Source organism: Caulobacter sp. HMWF025, assembly GCF_003060965.1.
In the GTDB taxonomy this organism is placed as follows: domain Bacteria; phylum Pseudomonadota; class Alphaproteobacteria; order Caulobacterales; family Caulobacteraceae; genus Caulobacter.
In genome coordinates, this window is the sequence record NZ_QAII01000032.1 from 1 (window position 1) to 18,714 (window position 18,714).

Here is an 18,714-nt window from a genome sequence, read left to right on the forward strand (position 1 = left end):
GTGCCGGTGGCGGGGCAGGCGGCACGGTCGCGCCGGGGATCGCCGGTTCATAGAAGCGGGCCTCGACTGTCGTGCCTGAACGGGCGGCCTCACGCACCCGCGGGTCGGGCGGCACCTGGGCCAGACGCATCGCCTCGACCGGACCCATGGCCTGGACGGCCGCCATACTGAGGGCGTGCAGATCGACCAGCGGCGTGCCGGTCTCGGCCGCGACCTTGCGCACGGCCTCGGCCCAGGGGCCCAGGTCATCGACCAGCCGGCCGTCCTTGAACTGCCGGCGGGTCAGGGGCGTCACCAGCACCGGCTTGCCGCCGGCCGCGCGGACCTCGTCGACATAGCGCTTCATATTGGCCGGGAACTCGGTGGCCAGATCCGTGGAGCGCCCCGGCTTGCCCGGCTGGTCGTTGTGGCCGAACTGGATCAGCACATAGGTGTCGGAAAAGCCGCCGGACCTGATCTCGTACAGGGCGAGGGCCCACGAGCCCTCGCTGCGATAGTTGCCGCTGCTGCGGCCGCCGCGCGCCAGGTTGATGCAGGCGATGAACGAGGTGACGTGTTTCCCGCAGAAGCTGGGGCCCCAGCCGCCCTGGACGGCGGTCGTGGAGTCGCCGACCAGCACGATCTTCGCCGACTTGAACGGCGCGGGCTCGGGCGCGGCCACTGGCGCGGTCCGGGCCTGGGCGGCCAGGGGCGTGAGCAGCAGGGTGGTGGCGAGGAGGAGGGGTTTGATCATCTCAAGCGTTCCATTGAAAAGCTTGTCATCCCGGAAGCCTCGCAGAGGCTGTCCGGGACCCAGGGGCAACCGCACGGCATTGGCCCCTGGGTCCCGGCTCTCCCCCCGGCTCTCGCCGGGGTACGGCCGGGATGACAAGATGAAAGAGGCGGTGTGGACTACCCCAGCGCCCGGTACTTGAAGTTGCGGAACCGCGCCGAGCCCTTGCCGGCGGCGTAGAGGCCCGGCTTCAGCATCAGGAACCCGCCGCGCACATTGTGGTGGTAGCCGCTGACCTCCATGCCCCGGTCGAAGCGCTTCCAGGTCGCGCCACCGTCGCCACTGGTGTGGAAGCTGACGATATGGCGGGTATTGCGCAGCCGCATCAGCATCTTCGACCCGTGCGGATTGGCCGGTCGGCCGCGCTCGATGCCGTACTGGTGGGTGACAAAGTTCTTCGCATCGAAGCCGAGGCCGCAATAGAGCTGGCGGTCATAGAACAGGATCAGGCCCGCGCGGGTCTCCGGGTCGATGTCGATCTCGCACTCGATCTCATAGGCCTGGTCGCCGTTGACGAAGATCAGGGGCGAACCGCTGGACGGCGCCTCGCCCGCGCCCTTCAGGGTCAGGACCCCGTCCTTGCGGCTGATGCGGTCGGCCTCGCCTGGCCCGGGGGCAAAGAAGTTCCACTGCACGCCCAGCTTGTCGGTGGTGAAGTCGTCTGACAGGGCCATGCCGTGCGGGCCGGGCTTGCCGCCCTTCGGCTTGCGGATCGGCTTGGCCAGATCGCCGCCGCCGATGTCGAACCAGCCGTCCTTCGTCCAGGTGACCGGGGCCAGCAGGGTCTGGCGACCCAGGGTGTAGAAGCCGTTTTCATAGCCGTGATAGACGGTCCACCAGTCGCCGCCGGGGCCCTCGACCAGGGTGGCATGGCCGCGCGACCACCATTTCTCGGCATTGTCGACGGTACGGACCAGCGGGTTGCGCGGATGGTCCTCCCAGGGGCCTGCCAGCGACTTGGCGCGGGCGACAATGACCATGTGGCCGGTCGGCGGGCCGGCCGTGCCGCCCACAGCGGTGATCATGTAATAGTAGTCGCCCCGCCGCATGACCTTGGGGCCCTCGGGCGAGAAGCCTTCCACATCCCAGTCGTCGGGATAGCGCCAGGGATCGTAGACGTGCTCGGGCTTGCCGACCGTCGACAGGCCGTCGGGGGCCAGCTGGATGCGGTCGCCACCCGACAGGAACAGCCAGCGCACGCCCGTCTCGTCGACGATGTGGCCGGGGTCGATATAGCGCGGCAGCTTCAGGTCGATCGGCTCGGACCACGGCCCCTCGATGCGGTCGGCCCAGATCACGTAGCTGGTGTTGTTGTTGGGGTATTTGGCCGGGATGTAGATGTAGTAGCGGCCCTGGTGCTTGCAGATCTCCGGAGCCCAGACCGAGCCGATATTGGTCTTCAGGCTGGCCACCACCGGGGTCCAGTTCACCAGGTCGCGGCTGTGCCAGATCAGCAGGCCCGGATAGGCGTCGAACGAGCTGTGGGTCATGTAGTAGTCGTCGCCGTCCTTCAGGATCGACGGGTCAGGATGGTCGCCGGCCAGGATGGGGTTCAGGAAGGTCCCGTCACCGAGGTCGGCCTTGCGCTGGCCTTCGATGCCGCGGGCCCAGGTCGGGGTTCCGGCAGGCGCGGGGCCGGGCAGGGTGCCCATCTGGGCGGCCTGCCCGGCAGCGGGAACAGCCCCGACGGCGACTCCGGTCAGGAGGGAGCCCAGCGCTCCCCGGCGGCTGATCTGAACCATCGGCGTATCCTTCCCAAGCTTGACAGGGCTGCGCGAACTGGGGCCGCGCTGGCGGTGTTACCGGTCACTAAGCGGCAGGAATCCGGGATTGTCTACCGGTGTCATCGCCGATTTCCGTCGATAACGCTGTCATTGCCGGGCGGAGCAGGGAAGGTGACGCCCATAGAAAAACGCCCGGAAGCTGAGCCTCCGGGCGTTCTGTCTGGTTACACCTCCGAAGGGGCGGGGCTCATCAGCCCACCATGTCTTCCAGCTCGGTGCCGCGCGTTTCCTTGATCAGTTTCTGAACGAGGAAGAACGAGACCACGGCGCTGGCCGCATAGAAGCCGTAGGTCGCCGACAGGCTGAGCTTGGCCATGGCCGGGAAGCTGAACGAGATGGCGAAGTTGGCGATCCACTGGGCGAAGCCCGCCACGGCCAGGGCCGAGCCGCGCATCTGGTTGGGGAACATCTCACCCAGCATGACCCACATCACCGGGCCCCAGGAGAGGTTGAAGAAGACCACGTAGAGGTTGGCGGCGACCAGGGCGATCGGGCCGACGCTGGCGTCCAGATGCAGGGCGCCGTTGATGGTGGTGGCGGTCGAGAAGCACCAGGTCAGCACGCCCAGGGTCACGGCCATGCCGACCGAACCGATCAGCAGCAGCGGCTTGCGGCCGATCCGGTCGATCAGGGCGATGGCGGCCAGACAGGCCACGATCGACAGGGCCCCCGACAGGATGTTGATCTTCAGGCTGTCGTCTTCGGTGAAGCCGACCGACTGCCACAGCACCGAGCCGTAGTAGAAGACGATGTTGATGCCGACGAACTGCTGGAAGACCGCCAGGACCAGGCCGGCCCACAGGATCGGACGGATCTTCTTGCTGACCGGGTCCAGCAGGTCGGAGAACTTGGGCTTGTGGTCGGCGCTCAGCGACGCGCGGATCTCGGCGACCTTGGCCGCGCCCGTGCCGGCCCCGAACAGGCGCGACAGGATCTTTTCGGCTTCGGCGTCCTTGCCCTTGGCGACCAGATAGCGCGGGCTTTCCGGAATGGTCAGCAGGGCGAAGAAGAACACGCCGGCCGGGATGACCTGCATCCAGAACATCCAGCGCCAGGCGGGCAGGCCCAGCCAGAATTCAGCGGTCGAGCTGCCGGCGGTATGGGCCAGGACATAGTTGGCCACGAACGCACCGGTCAGGCCGGTGATGATCATGATCTGCTGCACGGACGACAGGCGGCCGCGGATATTGGCCGGCGTGACTTCCGAGATATAGACCGGGCACAGCACGCTGGCCGCGCCCACGCCCAGGCCGCCGATCAGGCGGAAGATGACGAAGATGGTCGAGGTGTGCGCCGCGCCGGTGCCGATGGCGCTGATCACGAACAGCAGGGCCGAGATGATCATCACGGTGCGACGGCCCCAGACGTCGGCCAGACGGCCGGCGGCGAAGGCCCCGAAGGCGCAGCCGATCAGGATGGCGGCGACGTTCAGGCCGGTGCCGAATTCGGTGAGATTGAAGGCGCTGTTCAGGCCCTCCTGGGTGCCGTTAATGACACCGCTGTCGTAGCCGAACATAAAACCGCCGATCGTGGCCACGGCAACGATCGAGGCGACGAAGGCCATGTTGACCTTGGCACCGTCGGCGCTCATGCCCGGGCTCGGCCCGCCGCTGATTACTGAAGCCATTCGTATCCTCCCCTTGGCCCGTGGGCCGAATTTGCATCCCTGAGCGATGCTCAGCGGCCCGCTCGTTGGGCGGACCTTAGTGTTACCGGTATCAGCGCGCAAGCGGTCGTCTGCAGCCCCTCTTGCCGCGACTCACGCTGACGATACGGCAGCCTAGTGGGTTTTTCCCGGGGGACTATGGCGCGGCTTCCGCTGGGGCAGTTGTGGCCGGGGCGCCGCATAGCTGGCGGGAAGCGAAACATTGCGGAAAAGTCAGTTGATACCGGTCGCAGCTCGCGCTCTAGCCGGGCGTCCCGCACCCGCGCGCCTGCGACGGCGGGACAAACGGGGTATGATCTTGCGCCTGAAAGTTTCTCTGCTCGCCGCCGCTGCCGCCACGGTCGTTCTGCCTTGCGCCGCCCTGGCCCAGGCCCCGTCGGCCGCTGCGCCCGCTCCGGCCACCCGGCCGCCGGCCAGGCCGGAGGCCGCCACCGCCGTCGAAGGCGTGGTGGTGACCAGCGATTCCACGGCCATGCGCGCCTCGATCGACCGCCGCAGCTACAGCGTCGCCAACGACCTGTCGGCCCGTACCGGCTCGATCACCGATGCCCTGCGCAATATCCCCTCGGTCGAGGTCGACGTGCAGGGCAATGTCAGCCTGCGCGGCGATCCCAATGTCACCATCCTGATCGACGGCAAGCCGTCGGGCATGTTCAACGGCGAAGGCAAGGCCGATGCCCTGCAGTCGCTGCCGGCCGACCAGATCGACCGCGTCGAGGTGATGACCAACCCGTCCGCCGCCTTCCGTCCCGACGGCACCGGCGGCATCATCAACCTGGTCACCAAGAAGACCCGCAAGGCCGGCACCACCGGCTCGATGCGGCTCAATGTCGGCGGCGACGGCCGCTATAACGGCGGCATCAGCGGTTCGCGCCGCGAGGGCAAGCTGACCCTGTCGGGTGATGTCGGCTATCGCCGTGATGTCCAGAGCTTCGATGCCGAGACCGACCGGGCCGTGCTCGACGCCGTCAGCGGCACGTTCCTGCCCAGTGCGCTGGACGTCACCTCGGACAACAAGGGCGGCAGCGTCAATCTGCGCGGCGGTCTCGACTATGACCTCGACAAGCAGAACCGCCTGAGCGCCGAGGTTCGCTATCGCGGCATGGCCTTCGACAGCGACGCGACCGAGCTCTACTCGGCCAGCAATGCCCTGGGGGCCGTGACCCGCGCCTATAAGCGCCAGACCCGGAACGAGATGAACCGCGACAACGGTGCGGTCAGCGCTGACTGGCGCCGGCAGCTCGGCGGCAATGAACACGACCTGACCGCCCATGCCGAGTATGAGGTGACCAGCTTCAGCCGCGACGGCCGGGGCTTCACCGACAACACCCCGGGCGCAGACCTCTACGAGTCCTACGGCTTCGGCATCGACCAGACCCGGGCCAATCTCAAGGTCGACTATTCCAAGCCCCTGCCGGGCGAGGCCAAGCTGAAGATGGGCGCCGATCTGGAAGTGGCGACCAATGACTATGACAACCGTCGCTCTGTCGGGGCCACGCCGTCCCCCCTGGTCGTCGACACCGCCCGCACCAACCGCTTCCTCTATGACCAGGACGTCTTCGCCGCCTATGTCACCTATGAGCGGCCGTTCGGCGACGTCACGGTGCAGGGCGGCCTGCGGGCCGAGCAGGTCAATATCGACACCAACCAGCTGACCTCCGGCCAGAAGGCCAGCAACGACTATTTCAAGGTCTATCCGTCGGTCTTCGTCCGCTACACGGTCAACGACAACAACACCCTGAACGCCAACTTCAGCCGCCGGGTGCAGCGTCCGCAGGCCCAGGATCTCAATCCCTATCCGATCTACCAGGACCCCTATAACTACCGGGCCGGCAATCCGGACCTGAAGCCGCAACAGACCGACTCGTTCGAGCTGGGCTGGCAGTATCGCAAGGCCCAGACCTACTACCTGGCCACCCTCTATCATCGCCGCAACAGCGAGAGCGTCACCGACGTGGTCCGCGACCTGGGCGGCAGCGTGCTGCTGACCACTAAGGAAAACCTCGGCAAGAACAACAGCACGGGCCTGGAACTGGCGGCCAACGGCCGTCTGAGCCCGACCCTGTCCTACAGCCTGAGCAGCAACATCTTCCGCAACGAGATCGCTGCCGCCAATCTGGGCTTCACCGGCACCCGCAAGGACACCATGGTCTCGGGCCGCGCCAATCTGAACTGGCAGGCGACGCCCAAGGACTTCCTGCAGATCAACGCCATTTCCTCGGGCCGTCGCCTGACGCCGCAGGGCTATCGCGAGCCGTTCCAGATGGTCAATCTGGGCTACCGCCGGAAGATCAATGACCAACTGTCCTTCGTGGTCACCGGCCAGGACGTGCTGGCCACCATCGAGGATACGGTGATCATCAACACCCCGACCCTGCGCGACACCACCAAGCGTCTGCCCAAGGCCCGGGCCCTGTTCTTCGGCTTCAGCTACAGCTTCGGCGGCGGCAAGCCGCGGCCCGAGCAGTTCGACTTCAGCGGGGCCCAGGTCGGTTAAAACCCCATATCGGCCGGCTGTGACGACGCGCGGTTTCATGCCATAGCGCGAGCGTCACCGCCGAGCCTGGAGCCCGTATGAGCGTCGTTGCGGCCATCGCCTATCGGGACGGTCTCCGGTCCCGCGAGCTCAGTCTCGATGAGCCGGAAGGCCTCATGCCGCGTCCGGGCGAGTTCGTCTGGATCGGTCTGGTCGAGCCGGGCAAGGCCGAGCTGGAGACCTTGCAGAAGGTGTTCGGCCTGCATCCCCTGGCCGTCGAGGATGCGCTGCACGCCCGCCAGATGCCCAAGGTGGATCTCTACGGCGACGCGCTGTTCGTGGTCGCCAAGACCGCCCAGCTGGTCGAGGGGCGTATCGAGTACGGCGAGACCGACATCTTCGTCGGTCCCCGGCACCTGATCACCGTCCGCCACGGCTCGGCCCGGGCCCATACCGAGCTGCGCGAGCATCTGGAGGCCACGCCCCGCCTGCTGGCCCACGGCGGCGACTATGTGCTGCATGCGGTGCTGGACTTCATCGTCGACGGCTATCTGCCGATCGTCGACGCCATTGACGACGAGCTGGCCGAGATGGAGCGACGGGCCCTGGACGCCTTTCTCAGCCGCTACGAGGTGACGCGGATCTTCGCCCTGCGGCGCGAGCTGATGCGCTTCCGCAAGCTGCTGGGGCCGATGGAGCAGGTGGCCAGCGAGCTGGAGCACCACGACATGCCGTGCATCGATGCCGAGGTGAAACCCTATTTCCGCGATGTGAAGGACCACATCGCCCGGACCGCCTCGCTGGTCGAAGGGCTGCGCGACGTGCTGACCTCGGTCTTCGAGGTCAGCTCCCTGCTGGAACAGCAGCGCCAGGGCGTGATTACCCGGCAGCTGGCCGCTTGGGCCGCGATGCTGGCCGTGCCGACCGCCATCGCCGGCATCTACGGCATGAACTTCGAGCACATGCCCGAGCTGCGCTGGACCTTCGGCTATCCGGTGGCGCTCGGCGTCATCATCGGGGTCTGCCTGCTGCTTTACTGGCGCTTCAAGCGCGCCAGGTGGCTGTAGGCCGCAGGCAGACCGCGACGATCAGGGGGCGGGATCAGGTCGCCGGGTTCAGCTTGTCGGCCGTGCGCAGCTCGAAGTCGCTGGCGTCGTGGCGTTCCGGCAGTTGGCTTGAGGGCTCACCGAACACGCGGTTGACCATGCGGCCGCGCTTGACGGCCGGACGCTCGGCCAGAAGGTCGGCCCAGCGCTGCACGTGCTTGTAGTCCTGCACCGAGAGGAACTCGCCGGCCTCGTACAGGACGCCCTTGGCCATGCCGCCGTACCAGGGCCAGATGGCCATGTCGGCGATGGTGTAGTCCTCGCCGGCCACATAGGTCGTCTCGGCCAGTCGGCGGTCGAGCACGTCCATCTGGCGTTTGACCTCCATGGCATAGCGGTCGATGGCATATTCGATCTTCACCGGCGCATAGGCGTAGAAGTGGCCAAAGCCGCCGCCCAGGAAGGGCGCGCTGCCCATCTGCCAGAACAGCCACGACAGGCACTCGGCCCGCGCCGCCGGCTCGGTCGGCAGGAAGGCCCCGAACTTTTCGGCCAGGTGCATCAGGATGGCCCCGGACTCGAAGATGCGGATCGGGGTCTCGCCGCTGTGGTCGACCAGGGCCGGGATCTTGGAATTGGGATTGGCGTCGACAAAGCCGCTGCCGAACTGGTCGCCCGCGCCGATATTGATCAGCCAGGCGTCATACTCGGCGCCCGCATGGCCCAGGGCCAGCAGCTCCTCGAGCATGATCGTGACCTTGACGCCGTTGGGCGTGCCCAGGGAATAGAGCTGCAGCGGGTGCTTGCCGACCTGCAGCGGCTTGTCCTGGGTCGGGCCGGCGATCGGCCGGTTGATGGCGGCGAAGCGTCCGCCGTTTTCCTTGTTCCAGGTCCAGACCTTGGGCGGGACGTAGTCGGCGGTATCGGTCATCTGCAGCCTCCGGGCGGAGCGTCTCTGCGCTCCTGATGAACCTCAATGTGGCGGCTCCCGTGGCGCAGCGCCAGTGCGGCCGTCCGGATTTGCGGGACGCGGACGGCCACGCGCGGGGTGGTCGGCCCTACTGCATGATCGTCCCGCCGTTCAGGACCAGCCAGGCGATCAGGAGCGTCGGGACGACAAGGCGGTGCAGGATCATGCGCTGCACGGCGATCAGCAGCACCAGAGGCGTGCAGTAGATCGGCAGCTCCCAGCCCCATTTGAAGAACCATTCCACAATGCGGTCCCAGCTTCCCAGTCGGTTCAGCAGGGCTGCGGCGGCGAAGGCGACGATCATGCCGATCAGGGCCCCCCAGACGTAGCGGTTCGAGGCCCGGTAGTGTTCCATCATGTCCAGGTCGAGGGTCTCACCCTCGTCAGGCAGGACGGCCTTGGCGGCCAGGAACATGCAGATCAGCTGGACCAGGATCAGCAGGAACTGCCACAGCGGGGTGTTGGTCCAGTCGGTGTACCAGGCGATCCACCAGCTGCGGACAATCACCACAAAGACCAGGGTCGCCGCCGCCATAGGCAGCCAGTCCCAGCGGGTGCGGCCGAAGCGGCGGAGCAGGGCGTGAACGCTGACGACCATGTCGCTGATCGCCAGGCCGGTGATGATGGCCAGCAGGCCGAGAAAGTATTCCTTGATTTCCATGCTCCGTCCCCCCGCCGCCTCTTGGAGCCGAGCGGCTTGGCCCCTTTCGCAGCATGATTCCGCCGGCCCCGTGAACCCGGTCGCGGCGGGCGCAGCGCACGGTCAAGTTTCGGGGTGACAGCTCCGGCAAACAAGTGGCATGCTTGTTGTCATATTATGCGCCCGGAACGGTCCGGGCGGCTGTTCCCGGAGCCCTCCGATGCAGGTCACCAACGCCCACGGCCCGACACCGGCCCAGCAGCTCGCCGCGTTCGAGCGCGACGACGGCAAGCCGATCTACATGCTCAACCTGCTGAAGTTCCGCGAGAAGGCGGTCTATCCTGACGGGCGCGAGACCACGCTCAGCGGGGCCCAGGCCTATGCCCTCTACGGCCGGGCGGTCAGCAAGATGGTCGCCGAGGCCGGCGGCAAGCTGGTGTTCAGCGCCCCGGTGCGTGGCCTGCTGATCGGCGAGGTCGAGGGGCTTTGGGATTCGGCGGCGATCATGATGTACCCGTCGTTCAAGGTCATGGCCGAGATCCTCGGCTCGCCCGCCTATGCCGAGATCCATGTCCACCGCGACGCCGGGCTTGAGGGCCAGGTGCTGATTGAAACCGTGATGGGCTGAGGGGAGAGCTGAGGCGATGTCGAGCTTCTGGGTCTGGGGCGTCGCCCTCTGTCTCTATGGCCTGTTCCTGGCCTGGTATGTGAACTGGCGTGGCCCACTGTCGGCGGCCGAGGTCACGGATCTGATCGGCCGGATGAAGGCCGCCAGCATCGGTCACGGCGGGCCGGACGAACTGCCGACCCTGGAGCGCTTTCTGTCTGAGGACGACGGGCGCGAGTTCTTCATGCTCAACGTCATCCGCATGGCCGACGGACCGGTGGCCGATCCGGCGACCGGCGAGATGAAGCCCGCCCGCCAGGTGATGGAGGGCTATACCCGCATGTTCCTGCCGGCCCTCTTTCGCAAGGGTGGCCATCCGGCCCTGGCGGCGCGGCAGGTCGGCGGCCTCGTTGACACCTGGGGGATCGAGGGCTGCCCGAAATGGTCGATGATGGGCTATGTCCGCTATCGCAGCCGTCGGGACCTTGCCCAGCTGGTCTGTGACCCGCGCTTCGGCGGAGCCCATGCCTTCAAGCATGCGGCCATGCCCCAGACCTTCAACTTCCCGACCCGGCCGATGATCATGACCCTGGCCGGACCCCGGCTGTGGGTCGGTCTGGTCCTGGCCCTGGCCGCCGCCCTGGCCCAGGTGGCCCTGCTGCTGCAGGCAGGCTGAGCCATGCTGCTGCCGCCATCTTCCAATGCCGACTATCGCGGCTCGCCCGTCGCGGCGGGGTTCCTGGTGCTGGCCAGTGTCCTGACGGTGATCCCGGGCCTGATCCACTACGGCCTGCCGGACGGCGGGGCCGGGGTGATCGCCCATATCGACCTGTCGAGCCGGGCCGAGACGATCATCGCCCTGTTCGCCTGGTACGGCGCGATACAGATCCCGTTCGGCCTGCTGGGCCTGATCATCGCCGTCCGCTACCGCACACTGGTGCCGCTGATGCTGCTGATGATGCTGCTGATGCAGGGGCTGAGTGCCTGGTCGGCCTGGTTCGGCAAGGGCAGTGGCACCGGCCACCACCCGCCCGAACATTTCGCCAGCCTGGCCTTCCTGGTCATCGGGCTGGTGTTCTTCGGCCTGTCGCTCAGGCTGCGCGGACCGGCTCCAGGGTCACCAGCACCAGATCGTTGAGGCGCATGGCCAGGTCGAGGCTGAAGGCCCCCTTGGCATCGATCTCGACCACACGATCGAGCTCGGGCGTATCGGCGGTCAGACCGTTCAGGGTGCTGATCTGGTCCGGGGTCAGGGCCTTTGGCGCGCCCATCTCCAGATAGGCGGTATAGGCGTCATTGGCCTTGAAGCCGGTGCGGCGGGCCTGCAGGCGGTAGCGGCCGGGCTTGAGGCCGCTGAGCGCCAGGGCCACCGGCGGGGCGGCCGAGGTCGGCTGCACCTTGGTGAAGAACGAGCGATTGCTGACCGGCTGGACGGGGGTCTCGAAGTCCCAGACCAGGGCCGCGACCTTGCCGCCGTCGACCGCGGCCAGGACCTCGGGGTCGGCCCCGGGGATTTCGAGGCCGCGCAGGGCGTTCAGGTACTTGTAGGCAAACCAGGACGGCTTGCGGATGCCCTGCGGGTTCATCAGGCCAAAGCCGCCCTGGAACGGCGCGGTCGGCGGGCCGGGCTCCTCGAACAGGTCGCTATAGGTCCAGTAGCTCATGCCCTGGATCAGGCCCTTCACGCCCTTGAGCTTGGCCAGGATGTAGGCGGCGCTGTGATAGCTGTCGTGGACGGAGTCGCGCGGATTGTAGCTGGTGCTCCACTCGGTGAAGTACAGCGGCAGGGTCGGGAAGGCCGAGGCGCTGATCTGCTCGCGGACGCGGCGCACATCGCCGATGACGGCATCCGGATGCGGCGACAGCTTGGTGTCCTGCTCGCCCTTCTCGTCGAGGAAGCCGCCGTCGACGCCGTAGGTGTGGGTAGTGACGAAGTCGACCGCCACCGTGTTGGTCTGGCAGTAGGCCAGCAGTTCGGGAACCCAGGCCGCGCCCGCCGTTGAGGGACCGCCCACCTTCAGGGCGGGATCGATGGCCTTCAGGGTCTTCGAGGTCAGGGCAAAGAGGTCGAAATAGACCTTCTGGTCCGCCTTCTCCCAGAAGCCGTCGAGATTGGGCTCGTTCCAGACCTCGAAGAACCAGGTGCGGACCTCGGCCTGGCCATAGCGGCCGATCAGGTGGCGCGCGAAGGCATCGATCAGGTCGCGCCACGGGCCGAACTGCGGGTGCGAGGTGTTGCCCTTCCAGTAAAAGATCGTCTGGTCGGAGGTCTTCATCGCCGAGGGGGTGAAGCCCAGCTCGATGAACGGCTTGATCTTCAGGGCCAGCAGTCGGTCGTAGAGCGCGTCGATCTTGGTCCAGTTATAGGTGATCGTGCCGTCGGCGGCCTTGTTCACCGTGCCCAGCACGTCGTGGAAGATGTCGTGGAAGCGGATGTAGCGGAACCCCAGCTCGTCCACGGCGGTCTTCAACTGGCCCAGGCTGTCGTCGCGCAGCAGGGTGCCCGGATAGTCCGAGCCGACCGACAGGTCGTAGAAGCGGTCCATCGGCACGCTGGCCTTGCGGAGATCGAGGGCGATGCGCCGCGGGGCCGGTGCCGCAGCCAGGGCGGGGAGGGCGGTCAGCGTGGCGGCGGTGGCCAGCAGGTGGCGACGGGTCAGCATGGGCTTCCTTCCTGGTTTTGGCTCCGGGACAGGGTCGGCCCGTGACGCCGTCGGCGCATCCGCCTCTAAACCCGCTCTCCCCGGCGAAGCCCGGGGTGAGCGGACCATGAGGCGCTTCTAGTGGTTGTGACGCGGCAGCTTGGCGGCCAGGTCCTGGTACTTGACGGCAAATTCCAGCACCCCGCCGGTCTCCAGCTGGCCGGTATGGGCGCGGTAGATCTCCTGCCAGGGCGTCATGGTCTCGGGGACGGCCGGGATACCTTCCTTGCGGCGCTCGGCGATCGTCGCCTCGTCGACCAGGGCGTCACAGCGGCCGGTGTTGAGGTCGATGCGGATGGTGTCGCCGGTACGCAGCCAGGACAGCCCGCCGCCGATGGCGCTCTCGGGCGAGGCATTGAGGATCGAGGGGCTGTCGGCGGTGCCCGACTGGCGGCCGTCGCCCAGGGTGGGCAGGCTCATGATCCCCTTCTTCAGCAGGTGATCCGGCGGCTGCATGTTGACCACCTCGGCCGAGCCGGGCCAGCCGATCGGACCCGCGCCGCGGATCACCAGGATGCAGTGCTCGTCGATGTTCAGGGCCGGGTCGTTGATGCGGGCGTGATAGTCGCCGGAGCCGTCGAACACGATGGCCCGGGCCTCGAAGATGTCTTCCTTGCCCGGATCGCTCAGATAGCGGGCCCGGAAGTCGGCCCCGATGACGCTGGACTTCATGATCGCGAAGTCGAACAGGTTGCCCTTCAGGACGAGGAACCCGGCCTTTTCGGCCAGCGGCTCGGCATAGGGGAAGATCACCTCGCGGTCCCTGGTCTCGCGACCCTCGAGGTTCTGCGCCATGGTCTTGCCGGTGACGGTCAGGACGTCGCCGTGCAGGCGGCCGTTCTGCAACAGCTCCCACAGCACCGCCGGCGCGCCGCCGGCCCGGTGGAAGCGCTCGCCCAGATACTTGCCGGCCGGCTGCATGTTGACGATCAGCGGGATGTCATAGGCCGCGCGCCAGTCGTCGGCGGTGATCTCCAGACCGGCATGCCGCGCCATGGCGGCGATGTGCGGCTGGGCATTGGTCGAGCCGCCGGCCGCCGCCACCAGGGCGATGGCGTTCTCGAAGGCCTTCCGGGTCAGGATGTCCTTGGGCTTGATGTCCTCATAGGCCAGGTCGACGATCCGCTGGCCGGTGCGGTAGGCCATCTGGCCGCGCTCGCGATAGGGGGCGGGGATCGCCGCGCAGCCGGTCAGGGACAGGCCCAGCGCCTCGGCGACCGCGTTCATGGTCGAGGCCGTGCCCATGGTGTTGCAGTGACCGGCCGAGGGGGCGCTGTCGGCGGCGCGCTGGATGAACTCGTCTTCGTTGATCTCGCCGGCCGCCAGCTTGCGCCGCGAGCGCCAGATCACCGTGCCCGAACCGACCAACTCGCCGTCATGCCAGCCGTCCAGCATCGGACCGCCCGACAGGACGATGGCCGGGATATTGACCGTGGTGGCGGCCATGATGCCGGCCGGGGTGGTCTTGTCGCAGCCGGTGGTCAGGACGACGGCGTCGATCGGATAGCCGTGCAGGGTCTCGACCAGGCCCAGATAGGAGAGGTTGCGGTCCAGGGCCGCCGTCGGGCGACGGCAGTTCTCGAAGATCGGATGGACCGGGAACTCCATGGGGATCCCGCCGGCATCGCGGATGCCGTCCCGGACGCGGCTGACCAGGTCCAGATGGATGCGGTTGCACGGCGAGATGTCGCTGCCGGTCTGGGCGATGCCGATGATCGGCTTGCCGCTGCGCAGCTCTTCAGGCGTGATCCCATAGTTCATGAACCGCTCCAGATAGAGGGCGGTCATGTCGATATGGTCGGGATTGTCGAACCAGTCGCGCGAGCGGAACCGGCGGGGGGTACGATCAGGGGAGGTCAAGGCGCACCTCGTACTGGGGCTGGCCGGCGACATCGACATCGACGGCAAACAGACCACCGGCCTGCGGATGGGCGGCGAGGGTCTCGTCGCTCAGGCCCTTGCGGGCGGTGGTGAAATAGAGGGTCTTCAGATTGGGGCCGCCGAAGCACGGCTTGGTCACATTGGGGACGGGCAGGGGGATCTTGTCGACGATCTGGCCCTCAGGCGAGAAGCGCAGGACGCCGTAGCCGCCCCAAAGGGCCGTCCACAGATAGCCCTCGCTGTCGACCACCGAACCGTCGGGCCAGGCATCCTCGATCTCGACCTGGGCGAAGACGCGCTTGTTCGAGACGGAACCGTCGTCGGCCACATCGAAGGCCCAGATGGTCTTGGCCAGGGTGTCGGTGTGGTAGAGCGTCTTGCCGTCCGGGCTCACCGCCGGGCCGTTGGTGATGCAGATGCCGTCGTCGATGCGGACGTGCGGGCCCTCAGCGTCCAGGCGATAGAGGGCCCCGGAGGCGTTCTCCTCGCCGTCATGCATGGTGCCGAACCACAGGCGGCCCCGGGCGTCGACCGTCGAGTCGTTGGGCCGGTTGTCGAGATGGGCCGGCTCGATCTCGCCGAAATGGGTGAAGCTGCCGACCTTGGGATCAAAGTGATGCCAGCCGCTCTTCAGCCCGGCCAGGAAGGCGTCATCGTCGTCGATCGGCGCGATGAAGGTCACCTGGTCCGGAGCTTCGAAGCTTTGGGTCGCGCCCGTGGCCGGGTCATAGCAATGGACCCTGTGGCCCTTGATGTCGACGAACCAGACGGCGTCGCCGTGCCAGATGGGCCCCTCGCCGAGGGTGGCTTTCAGATCCCAGACGCAGGTGGGGGTCGGCATGTTCCGTATCCACTTCTGTTGTCATCCCGGGCGAAGACCCGGGACCGCAGGAAGCGCCGGCGCTTGCCGAGGTCCCGGCTCGGCGCGCTGCGCGCTTGGCCGGGATGACAGTTTTAAAGGCCTACCGCCAGCCGGCGTCGATCCAGTACTCATGACCCGTGCAGAGGCTGGCGTCGTCCGAGGCCAGGAACAGCACGAGCGAGGCGATGTGGTCGGGGACGAGACGGCCCTTCAGGCACTGGGCCTTGACGATCTCGGACTCGCCCTCGGGCGTGTACCACTTCTCCTGACGCTTGGTCTTGACGTTACCGGGCACCACGCAGGTGACGCGGATGTCGTCGGGGCCCAGCTCACGGGCGAGGGCGCGGGTCATGCCTTCGATCCCGGCCTTGGCGGTTTCATAGAGCACCAGGTCTTCCAGGCCCAGGTGCCAGCTGATTGAGCCGAAATTGATGATCGCGCCGCCGCCACGCCGGGCCATGCCGGGGGCGACCGCCTGGGCGGCGAACAGCATGTGGCGCAGGTTCACGCCGATGCGGTTGTCCCAGTAGTCGGGGGTGATGTCGGCCAGCTTGTGGCGGTCGTCATTGCCGGCATTGTTGACCAGTACATCGATGTCGCCGATCTCGGTCAGGGTGGCCTTCAGGGCCGCAAGGTCCATCAGGTCGCAACGCCTGTAGACCGGCGCGATGGCCGCACCGTCCGAAAGCTGGGCGACCAGGGCTTCGGAGTCGGCATCCACGATGTCGAGGAAGATCACTTCCGCGCCCTGGCGGACGAAGCCGGCGGTCAGGCCGGCCCCGATGCCGCTTCCGCCGCCGGTGATGACGACGCGTTTGCCCTTCAGGCTGGGATAGATGGCTGACGTCATAGGGCAGGCCTGAATTGAGAGAGTGTCGAAAGGCGGATGGACAAGGTCATGATCAGAGCAGGCCGCGGCCGGCCAGGTTGCGGATCAGGGCCGAGATGCCGAACGTCCAGGGCTTGGCCTGGTCGCAGGTGGTGACCTCGTTCTCCAGAACGCCCAGCTTCGGGGTCGAGACCCGCACGCGGTCGCCGACCTTGTGGGTGAAGCCCTGGCCGGCGGTGTCGCGGTCCTGGATCGGCGCGAACATGGTGCCGAGGAACAGCGCAAAGCCGTCCGGATACTGGTGCTGCTTGCCGAACGCCTGACCGGCCAGAACGGCGGGGTCGCGGCTGATCAGGCTCATGTTGGAGTGGCCGTTCAGCACGAAGTTGTCGCGGCCGGTGATCTCCAGCTCGACTTCGGCCGAGCGGACGTCATCGAGGCTGAAGGCCTCGTCGAACAGGCGGAAGAACGGGCCGATGGCGCAGGAGGCGTTGTTGTCCTTAGCCTTGCTGAGCAGCAGGGCCGAGCGGCCCTCGAAGTCGCGCAGGTTGACGTCATTGCCCAGGGCTGCGCCGCGGATCTGGCCCGAACCGTCGCACAGCAGCACGACTTCCGGCTCGGGATTGTTCCAGTGGCTGTCGGAGCGGACGCCGACATGGTCGCCCCAGCCCATCGAGGACAGGGTCGGGCCCTTGGTGAAGATCTCGGCGTCGGGGCCGATGGCCACTTCCAGATACTGCGACCACAGGCCGTCCTTGATCAGGGTCTGTTTCAGGCGCTCGGCACCCTCTGAGCCCGGATCGACGCTGCGCAGGTCGCCGCCCATGCTTTCCGACAGCTGCTCGCGGATCTTCAGGGCTGCGGCGGCGTCGCCGCGGGCACGTTCCTCAATCACCCGCTCCAGGGTCGAGACGGCGAAGGTGACCCCGGCGGCCTTCAGGCACTGCAGGTCGACGGGAGCCAGCAGCTTGACGGCCGCCTCGCCGGCCGGGTCTTCCCAGACGGCGCGGATGTCGAGGGCTTCCAGCGGGCCCCTGTCTTCGCCGCGCGGGATCGGCGAACCCGGCGGATAGGCGTTCATCAGGTCGGCAACGGTGGGCGCGATTCTGCTGACGTCCTCGACCCGGCCGCCGCGCACCAGAACGGGGGTCGGGCCGTCGCCGAAGTCGATCCGGCCCAGCAGGGTGGCGTCGCGCCAGTCTTGCGGAAGGAACTGCGTCAGGCCCACGGCGTCATCTCCCAGCTCGAGCGTCTGGCTTTCAACCGCGCCCGTTCATATCCCGCCATCTGTTAGCGCTAACATGTGGGGCCGCGCAAGCCTTTGTCAGACCACCGTGGTGAACCCTCATGCTCAGGGCGGTGGTGCGCTATTTCGGGGCCGGTCCGCTGGAGTCCCGCACGATCAGCGTATGCGGGTGCATCAGTTGCCTCGGCTCGCCCGAACCGTCGCGTTTGCGGCGGATTTCTTCCAGCACCAGATCCACGGCGGCGCGGGCCATGGCGGCGATCGGCTGGTGCACCGTGGTCAGGGGCGGCCAGATATTGGCGGCGATCGAGGTGTCGTCGAAGCCGACGATCGAGATGTCGCCCGGCACGTCCAGGCCCAGGCGGTGGGCCAGGCCCGCCGTCGCGGCCGCCATGTCGTCATTGGCCGCGAAGATGGCGGTCGGACGCCAGTCGCCGCCCAGCAGCTTCTCGGCCGCATCGAGGCCGGACCGGTAGGTGAAATAGCCCTGCTCGACGCGGACATCTTCCATCGGAATGCCGGCAGCCTTCAGGGCGGTCATGAAGCCGTCCAGGCGCTGCTGGCTGACGGTCTGGTTGGGGTGGCCCTTGATGAAGCCGAACCGCTTGTGGCCCAGCGCCAGCAGGTGCTGGGTCAGTTCGAAGGCGGCGGCCTCGTTGTCGATGCGGATCGTGGCCATGTCGGAGCTGGGCGCGCCAGTGGCCACAGCCACGGCGGCGGCTCCGGCGGCCTTCACCTCGGCGAGGACCTGGGGCGATTCGCACAGGGGCGGGGGCAGGATCAGGCCGTCGACGCCCGTACGTAGCAGGCGGGTCAGGGTCGCCCCGGCCAGTTCCGGCTCGGCGCACTTCTCGATGACCACCTGGGCCCCGGTGCGGCTGCTTTCGTCCAGCGCCCCGACCAGGAACTCCGACAGATAGCCGGTGGAGGGGTTGTCATAGAGCAGGCCGATACGGAACGGAGCGGAGCCGGCCAGGCTGCGCGCCGCCGGATTGGGCGCGTAGTTGAGGTCGGTAATGGCCTGTTCGACCAGGGCTCTGGTCTCTTCCTTGACGGTGCTTTCGCGGTTGATGACCCGCGAGACGGTCATCGGCGAAACCCCGGCCCGGGCGGCCACATCGCGGATCGTTGCGCTCTGCGTCGTACGGCGCCGTTGGCGCTCGGTCGGTTCTCTCATGTGTATCCGTTCCCTCTGCCGGGGACATTAGACCGCTTCGGGGTGAAGGTGGAAGC

The 18,714-nt window shown here is 67.2% G+C and carries 16 protein-coding genes; 5 read left to right on the forward strand and 11 right to left on the reverse strand.

What is annotated here, in order from left to right; translation table 11 throughout:
• From DBR10_RS04415 to DBR10_RS04425, 3 genes are all read right to left on the reverse strand, one after another.
• Positions 1-733 (reverse strand): rhamnogalacturonan acetylesterase (locus tag DBR10_RS04415; RefSeq protein ID WP_108556169.1); only part of this gene is annotated, 733 nt, incomplete at its 3' end.
• 158 nt (positions 734-891) lie between these two features.
• Positions 892-2,514, reverse strand: a complete 1,623-nt coding sequence (locus tag DBR10_RS04420; RefSeq protein WP_108556170.1) for a family 43 glycosylhydrolase — start codon at positions 2,512-2,514, stop codon at positions 892-894.
• Positions 2,515-2,746: 232 nt separating this feature from the next.
• Positions 2,747-4,183: a sugar porter family MFS transporter gene (locus DBR10_RS04425; RefSeq protein ID WP_108505283.1), complete on the reverse strand. Its 1,437-nt coding sequence runs from the start codon at positions 4,181-4,183 to the stop codon at positions 2,747-2,749.
• 331 nt (positions 4,184-4,514) lie between these two features.
• Here DBR10_RS04425 and DBR10_RS04430 point away from each other — a divergent pair, with 331 nt between their 5' ends.
• The gene (locus tag DBR10_RS04430) at positions 4,515-6,719 is read left to right on the forward strand and encodes a TonB-dependent receptor domain-containing protein (protein ID WP_233243269.1); all 2,205 of its coding nucleotides are present in this window, start codon (positions 4,515-4,517) and stop codon (positions 6,717-6,719) included.
• Between the two features lie 77 nt (positions 6,720-6,796).
• Positions 6,797-7,765: a magnesium and cobalt transport protein CorA gene (locus DBR10_RS04435; protein ID WP_108489595.1), complete on the forward strand. Its 969-nt coding sequence runs from the start codon at positions 6,797-6,799 to the stop codon at positions 7,763-7,765.
• A 34-nt stretch (positions 7,766-7,799) separates the two neighbouring features.
• Here the strand turns inward: DBR10_RS04435 and yghU are convergent, their stop codons facing one another.
• Both yghU and DBR10_RS04445 read right to left on the reverse strand, forming a co-directional pair.
• Positions 7,800-8,675 carry a glutathione-dependent disulfide-bond oxidoreductase gene (gene yghU, locus DBR10_RS04440; RefSeq protein WP_108504052.1) on the reverse strand — a complete coding sequence of 292 codons (876 nt, stop codon included), beginning with the start codon at positions 8,673-8,675 and terminating at the stop codon, positions 7,800-7,802.
• A gap of 127 nt (positions 8,676-8,802) precedes the next feature.
• Positions 8,803-9,375 (reverse strand): hypothetical protein, encoded by a 573-nt coding sequence (locus DBR10_RS04445; RefSeq protein WP_108490430.1) that lies wholly within the window; start codon positions 9,373-9,375, stop codon positions 8,803-8,805.
• 199 nt (positions 9,376-9,574) lie between these two features.
• On the opposite strand from DBR10_RS04445, the gene DBR10_RS04450 reads away from it, so the two are divergent.
• Genes DBR10_RS04450 through DBR10_RS04460 form a run of 3 tightly spaced genes read left to right on the forward strand, consistent with a single transcriptional unit; the run spans position 9,575 to position 11,099 of the window.
• Complete coding sequence (locus tag DBR10_RS04450; protein ID WP_108504053.1) at positions 9,575-9,982, forward strand: DUF1330 domain-containing protein; 408 nt, start codon at positions 9,575-9,577, stop codon at positions 9,980-9,982.
• A 16-nt stretch (positions 9,983-9,998) separates the two neighbouring features.
• Positions 9,999-10,637: a hypothetical protein gene (locus DBR10_RS04455; RefSeq protein WP_108490470.1), complete on the forward strand. Its 639-nt coding sequence runs from the start codon at positions 9,999-10,001 to the stop codon at positions 10,635-10,637.
• Positions 10,638-10,640: 3 nt separating this feature from the next.
• Positions 10,641-11,099: a hypothetical protein gene (locus DBR10_RS04460; protein ID WP_108490469.1), complete on the forward strand. Its 459-nt coding sequence runs from the start codon at positions 10,641-10,643 to the stop codon at positions 11,097-11,099.
• Here the strand turns inward: DBR10_RS04460 and DBR10_RS04465 are convergent.
• The 6 genes from DBR10_RS04465 to DBR10_RS04490 all read right to left on the reverse strand — a co-directional run bounded on the left by DBR10_RS04465 (position 11,053) and on the right by DBR10_RS04490 (position 18,658).
• Positions 11,053-12,624, reverse strand: a complete 1,572-nt coding sequence (locus tag DBR10_RS04465) for a GH39 family glycosyl hydrolase (protein WP_108556171.1) — start codon at positions 12,622-12,624, stop codon at positions 11,053-11,055. The genes DBR10_RS04460 and DBR10_RS04465 overlap by 47 nt on opposite strands.
• A 117-nt stretch (positions 12,625-12,741) precedes the next feature.
• Complete coding sequence (xylD, locus tag DBR10_RS04470; RefSeq protein ID WP_108505349.1) at positions 12,742-14,556, reverse strand: xylonate dehydratase XylD; 1,815 nt, start codon at positions 14,554-14,556, stop codon at positions 12,742-12,744.
• Complete coding sequence (gene xylC / locus DBR10_RS04475) at positions 14,510-15,385, reverse strand: D-xylonolactone lactonase (RefSeq protein ID WP_108505350.1); 876 nt, start codon at positions 15,383-15,385, stop codon at positions 14,510-14,512. The genes xylD and xylC overlap by 47 nt, the downstream gene beginning before the upstream one ends.
• A gap of 121 nt (positions 15,386-15,506) precedes the next feature.
• A complete protein-coding gene (xylB, locus tag DBR10_RS04480; RefSeq protein WP_108505348.1) occupies positions 15,507-16,256 on the reverse strand; it encodes a D-xylose 1-dehydrogenase in 750 nt (249 codons plus the stop codon).
• Between the two features lie 52 nt (positions 16,257-16,308).
• A complete protein-coding gene (locus DBR10_RS04485; RefSeq protein WP_108505347.1) occupies positions 16,309-17,463 on the reverse strand; it encodes a fumarylacetoacetate hydrolase family protein in 1,155 nt (384 codons plus the stop codon).
• Positions 17,464-17,602: 139 nt separating this feature from the next.
• Positions 17,603-18,658: a LacI family DNA-binding transcriptional regulator gene (locus DBR10_RS04490; protein ID WP_108505346.1), complete on the reverse strand. Its 1,056-nt coding sequence runs from the start codon at positions 18,656-18,658 to the stop codon at positions 17,603-17,605.
• Positions 18,659-18,714 lie beyond the last annotated feature (56 nt).

Excerpts from the sequence above, each read along its gene's own strand:
- DBR10_RS04450 (WP_108504053.1), top strand. The coding sequence starts at position 9,575 with ATGCAGGTCACCAACGCCCACGGCCCGACACCGGCCCAGCAGCTCGCC.
- yghU (WP_108504052.1), bottom strand. The coding sequence starts at position 8,675 with ATGACCGATACCGCCGACTACGTCCCGCCCAAGGTCTGGACCTGGAAC.
- DBR10_RS04425 (WP_108505283.1), bottom strand. The coding sequence starts at position 4,183 with ATGGCTTCAGTAATCAGCGGCGGGCCGAGCCCGGGCATGAGCGCCGAC.
- DBR10_RS04420 (WP_108556170.1), bottom strand. The coding sequence starts at position 2,514 with ATGGTTCAGATCAGCCGCCGGGGAGCGCTGGGCTCCCTCCTGACCGGA.
- xylC (WP_108505350.1), bottom strand. The coding sequence starts at position 15,385 with ATGCCGACCCCCACCTGCGTCTGGGATCTGAAAGCCACCCTCGGCGAG.
- DBR10_RS04435 (WP_108489595.1), top strand. The coding sequence starts at position 6,797 with ATGAGCGTCGTTGCGGCCATCGCCTATCGGGACGGTCTCCGGTCCCGC.
- DBR10_RS04460 (WP_108490469.1), top strand. The coding sequence starts at position 10,641 with ATGCTGCTGCCGCCATCTTCCAATGCCGACTATCGCGGCTCGCCCGTC.
- DBR10_RS04490 (WP_108505346.1), bottom strand. The coding sequence starts at position 18,658 with ATGAGAGAACCGACCGAGCGCCAACGGCGCCGTACGACGCAGAGCGCA.
- DBR10_RS04465 (WP_108556171.1), bottom strand. The coding sequence starts at position 12,624 with ATGCTGACCCGTCGCCACCTGCTGGCCACCGCCGCCACGCTGACCGCC.
- xylD (WP_108505349.1), bottom strand. The coding sequence starts at position 14,556 with ATGTCGCCGGCCAGCCCCAGTACGAGGTGCGCCTTGACCTCCCCTGAT.
- DBR10_RS04445 (WP_108490430.1), bottom strand. The coding sequence starts at position 9,375 with ATGGAAATCAAGGAATACTTTCTCGGCCTGCTGGCCATCATCACCGGC.
- xylB (WP_108505348.1), bottom strand. The coding sequence starts at position 16,256 with ATGACGTCAGCCATCTATCCCAGCCTGAAGGGCAAACGCGTCGTCATC.
- DBR10_RS04430 (WP_233243269.1), top strand. The coding sequence starts at position 4,515 with ATGATCTTGCGCCTGAAAGTTTCTCTGCTCGCCGCCGCTGCCGCCACG.
- DBR10_RS04455 (WP_108490470.1), top strand. The coding sequence starts at position 9,999 with ATGTCGAGCTTCTGGGTCTGGGGCGTCGCCCTCTGTCTCTATGGCCTG.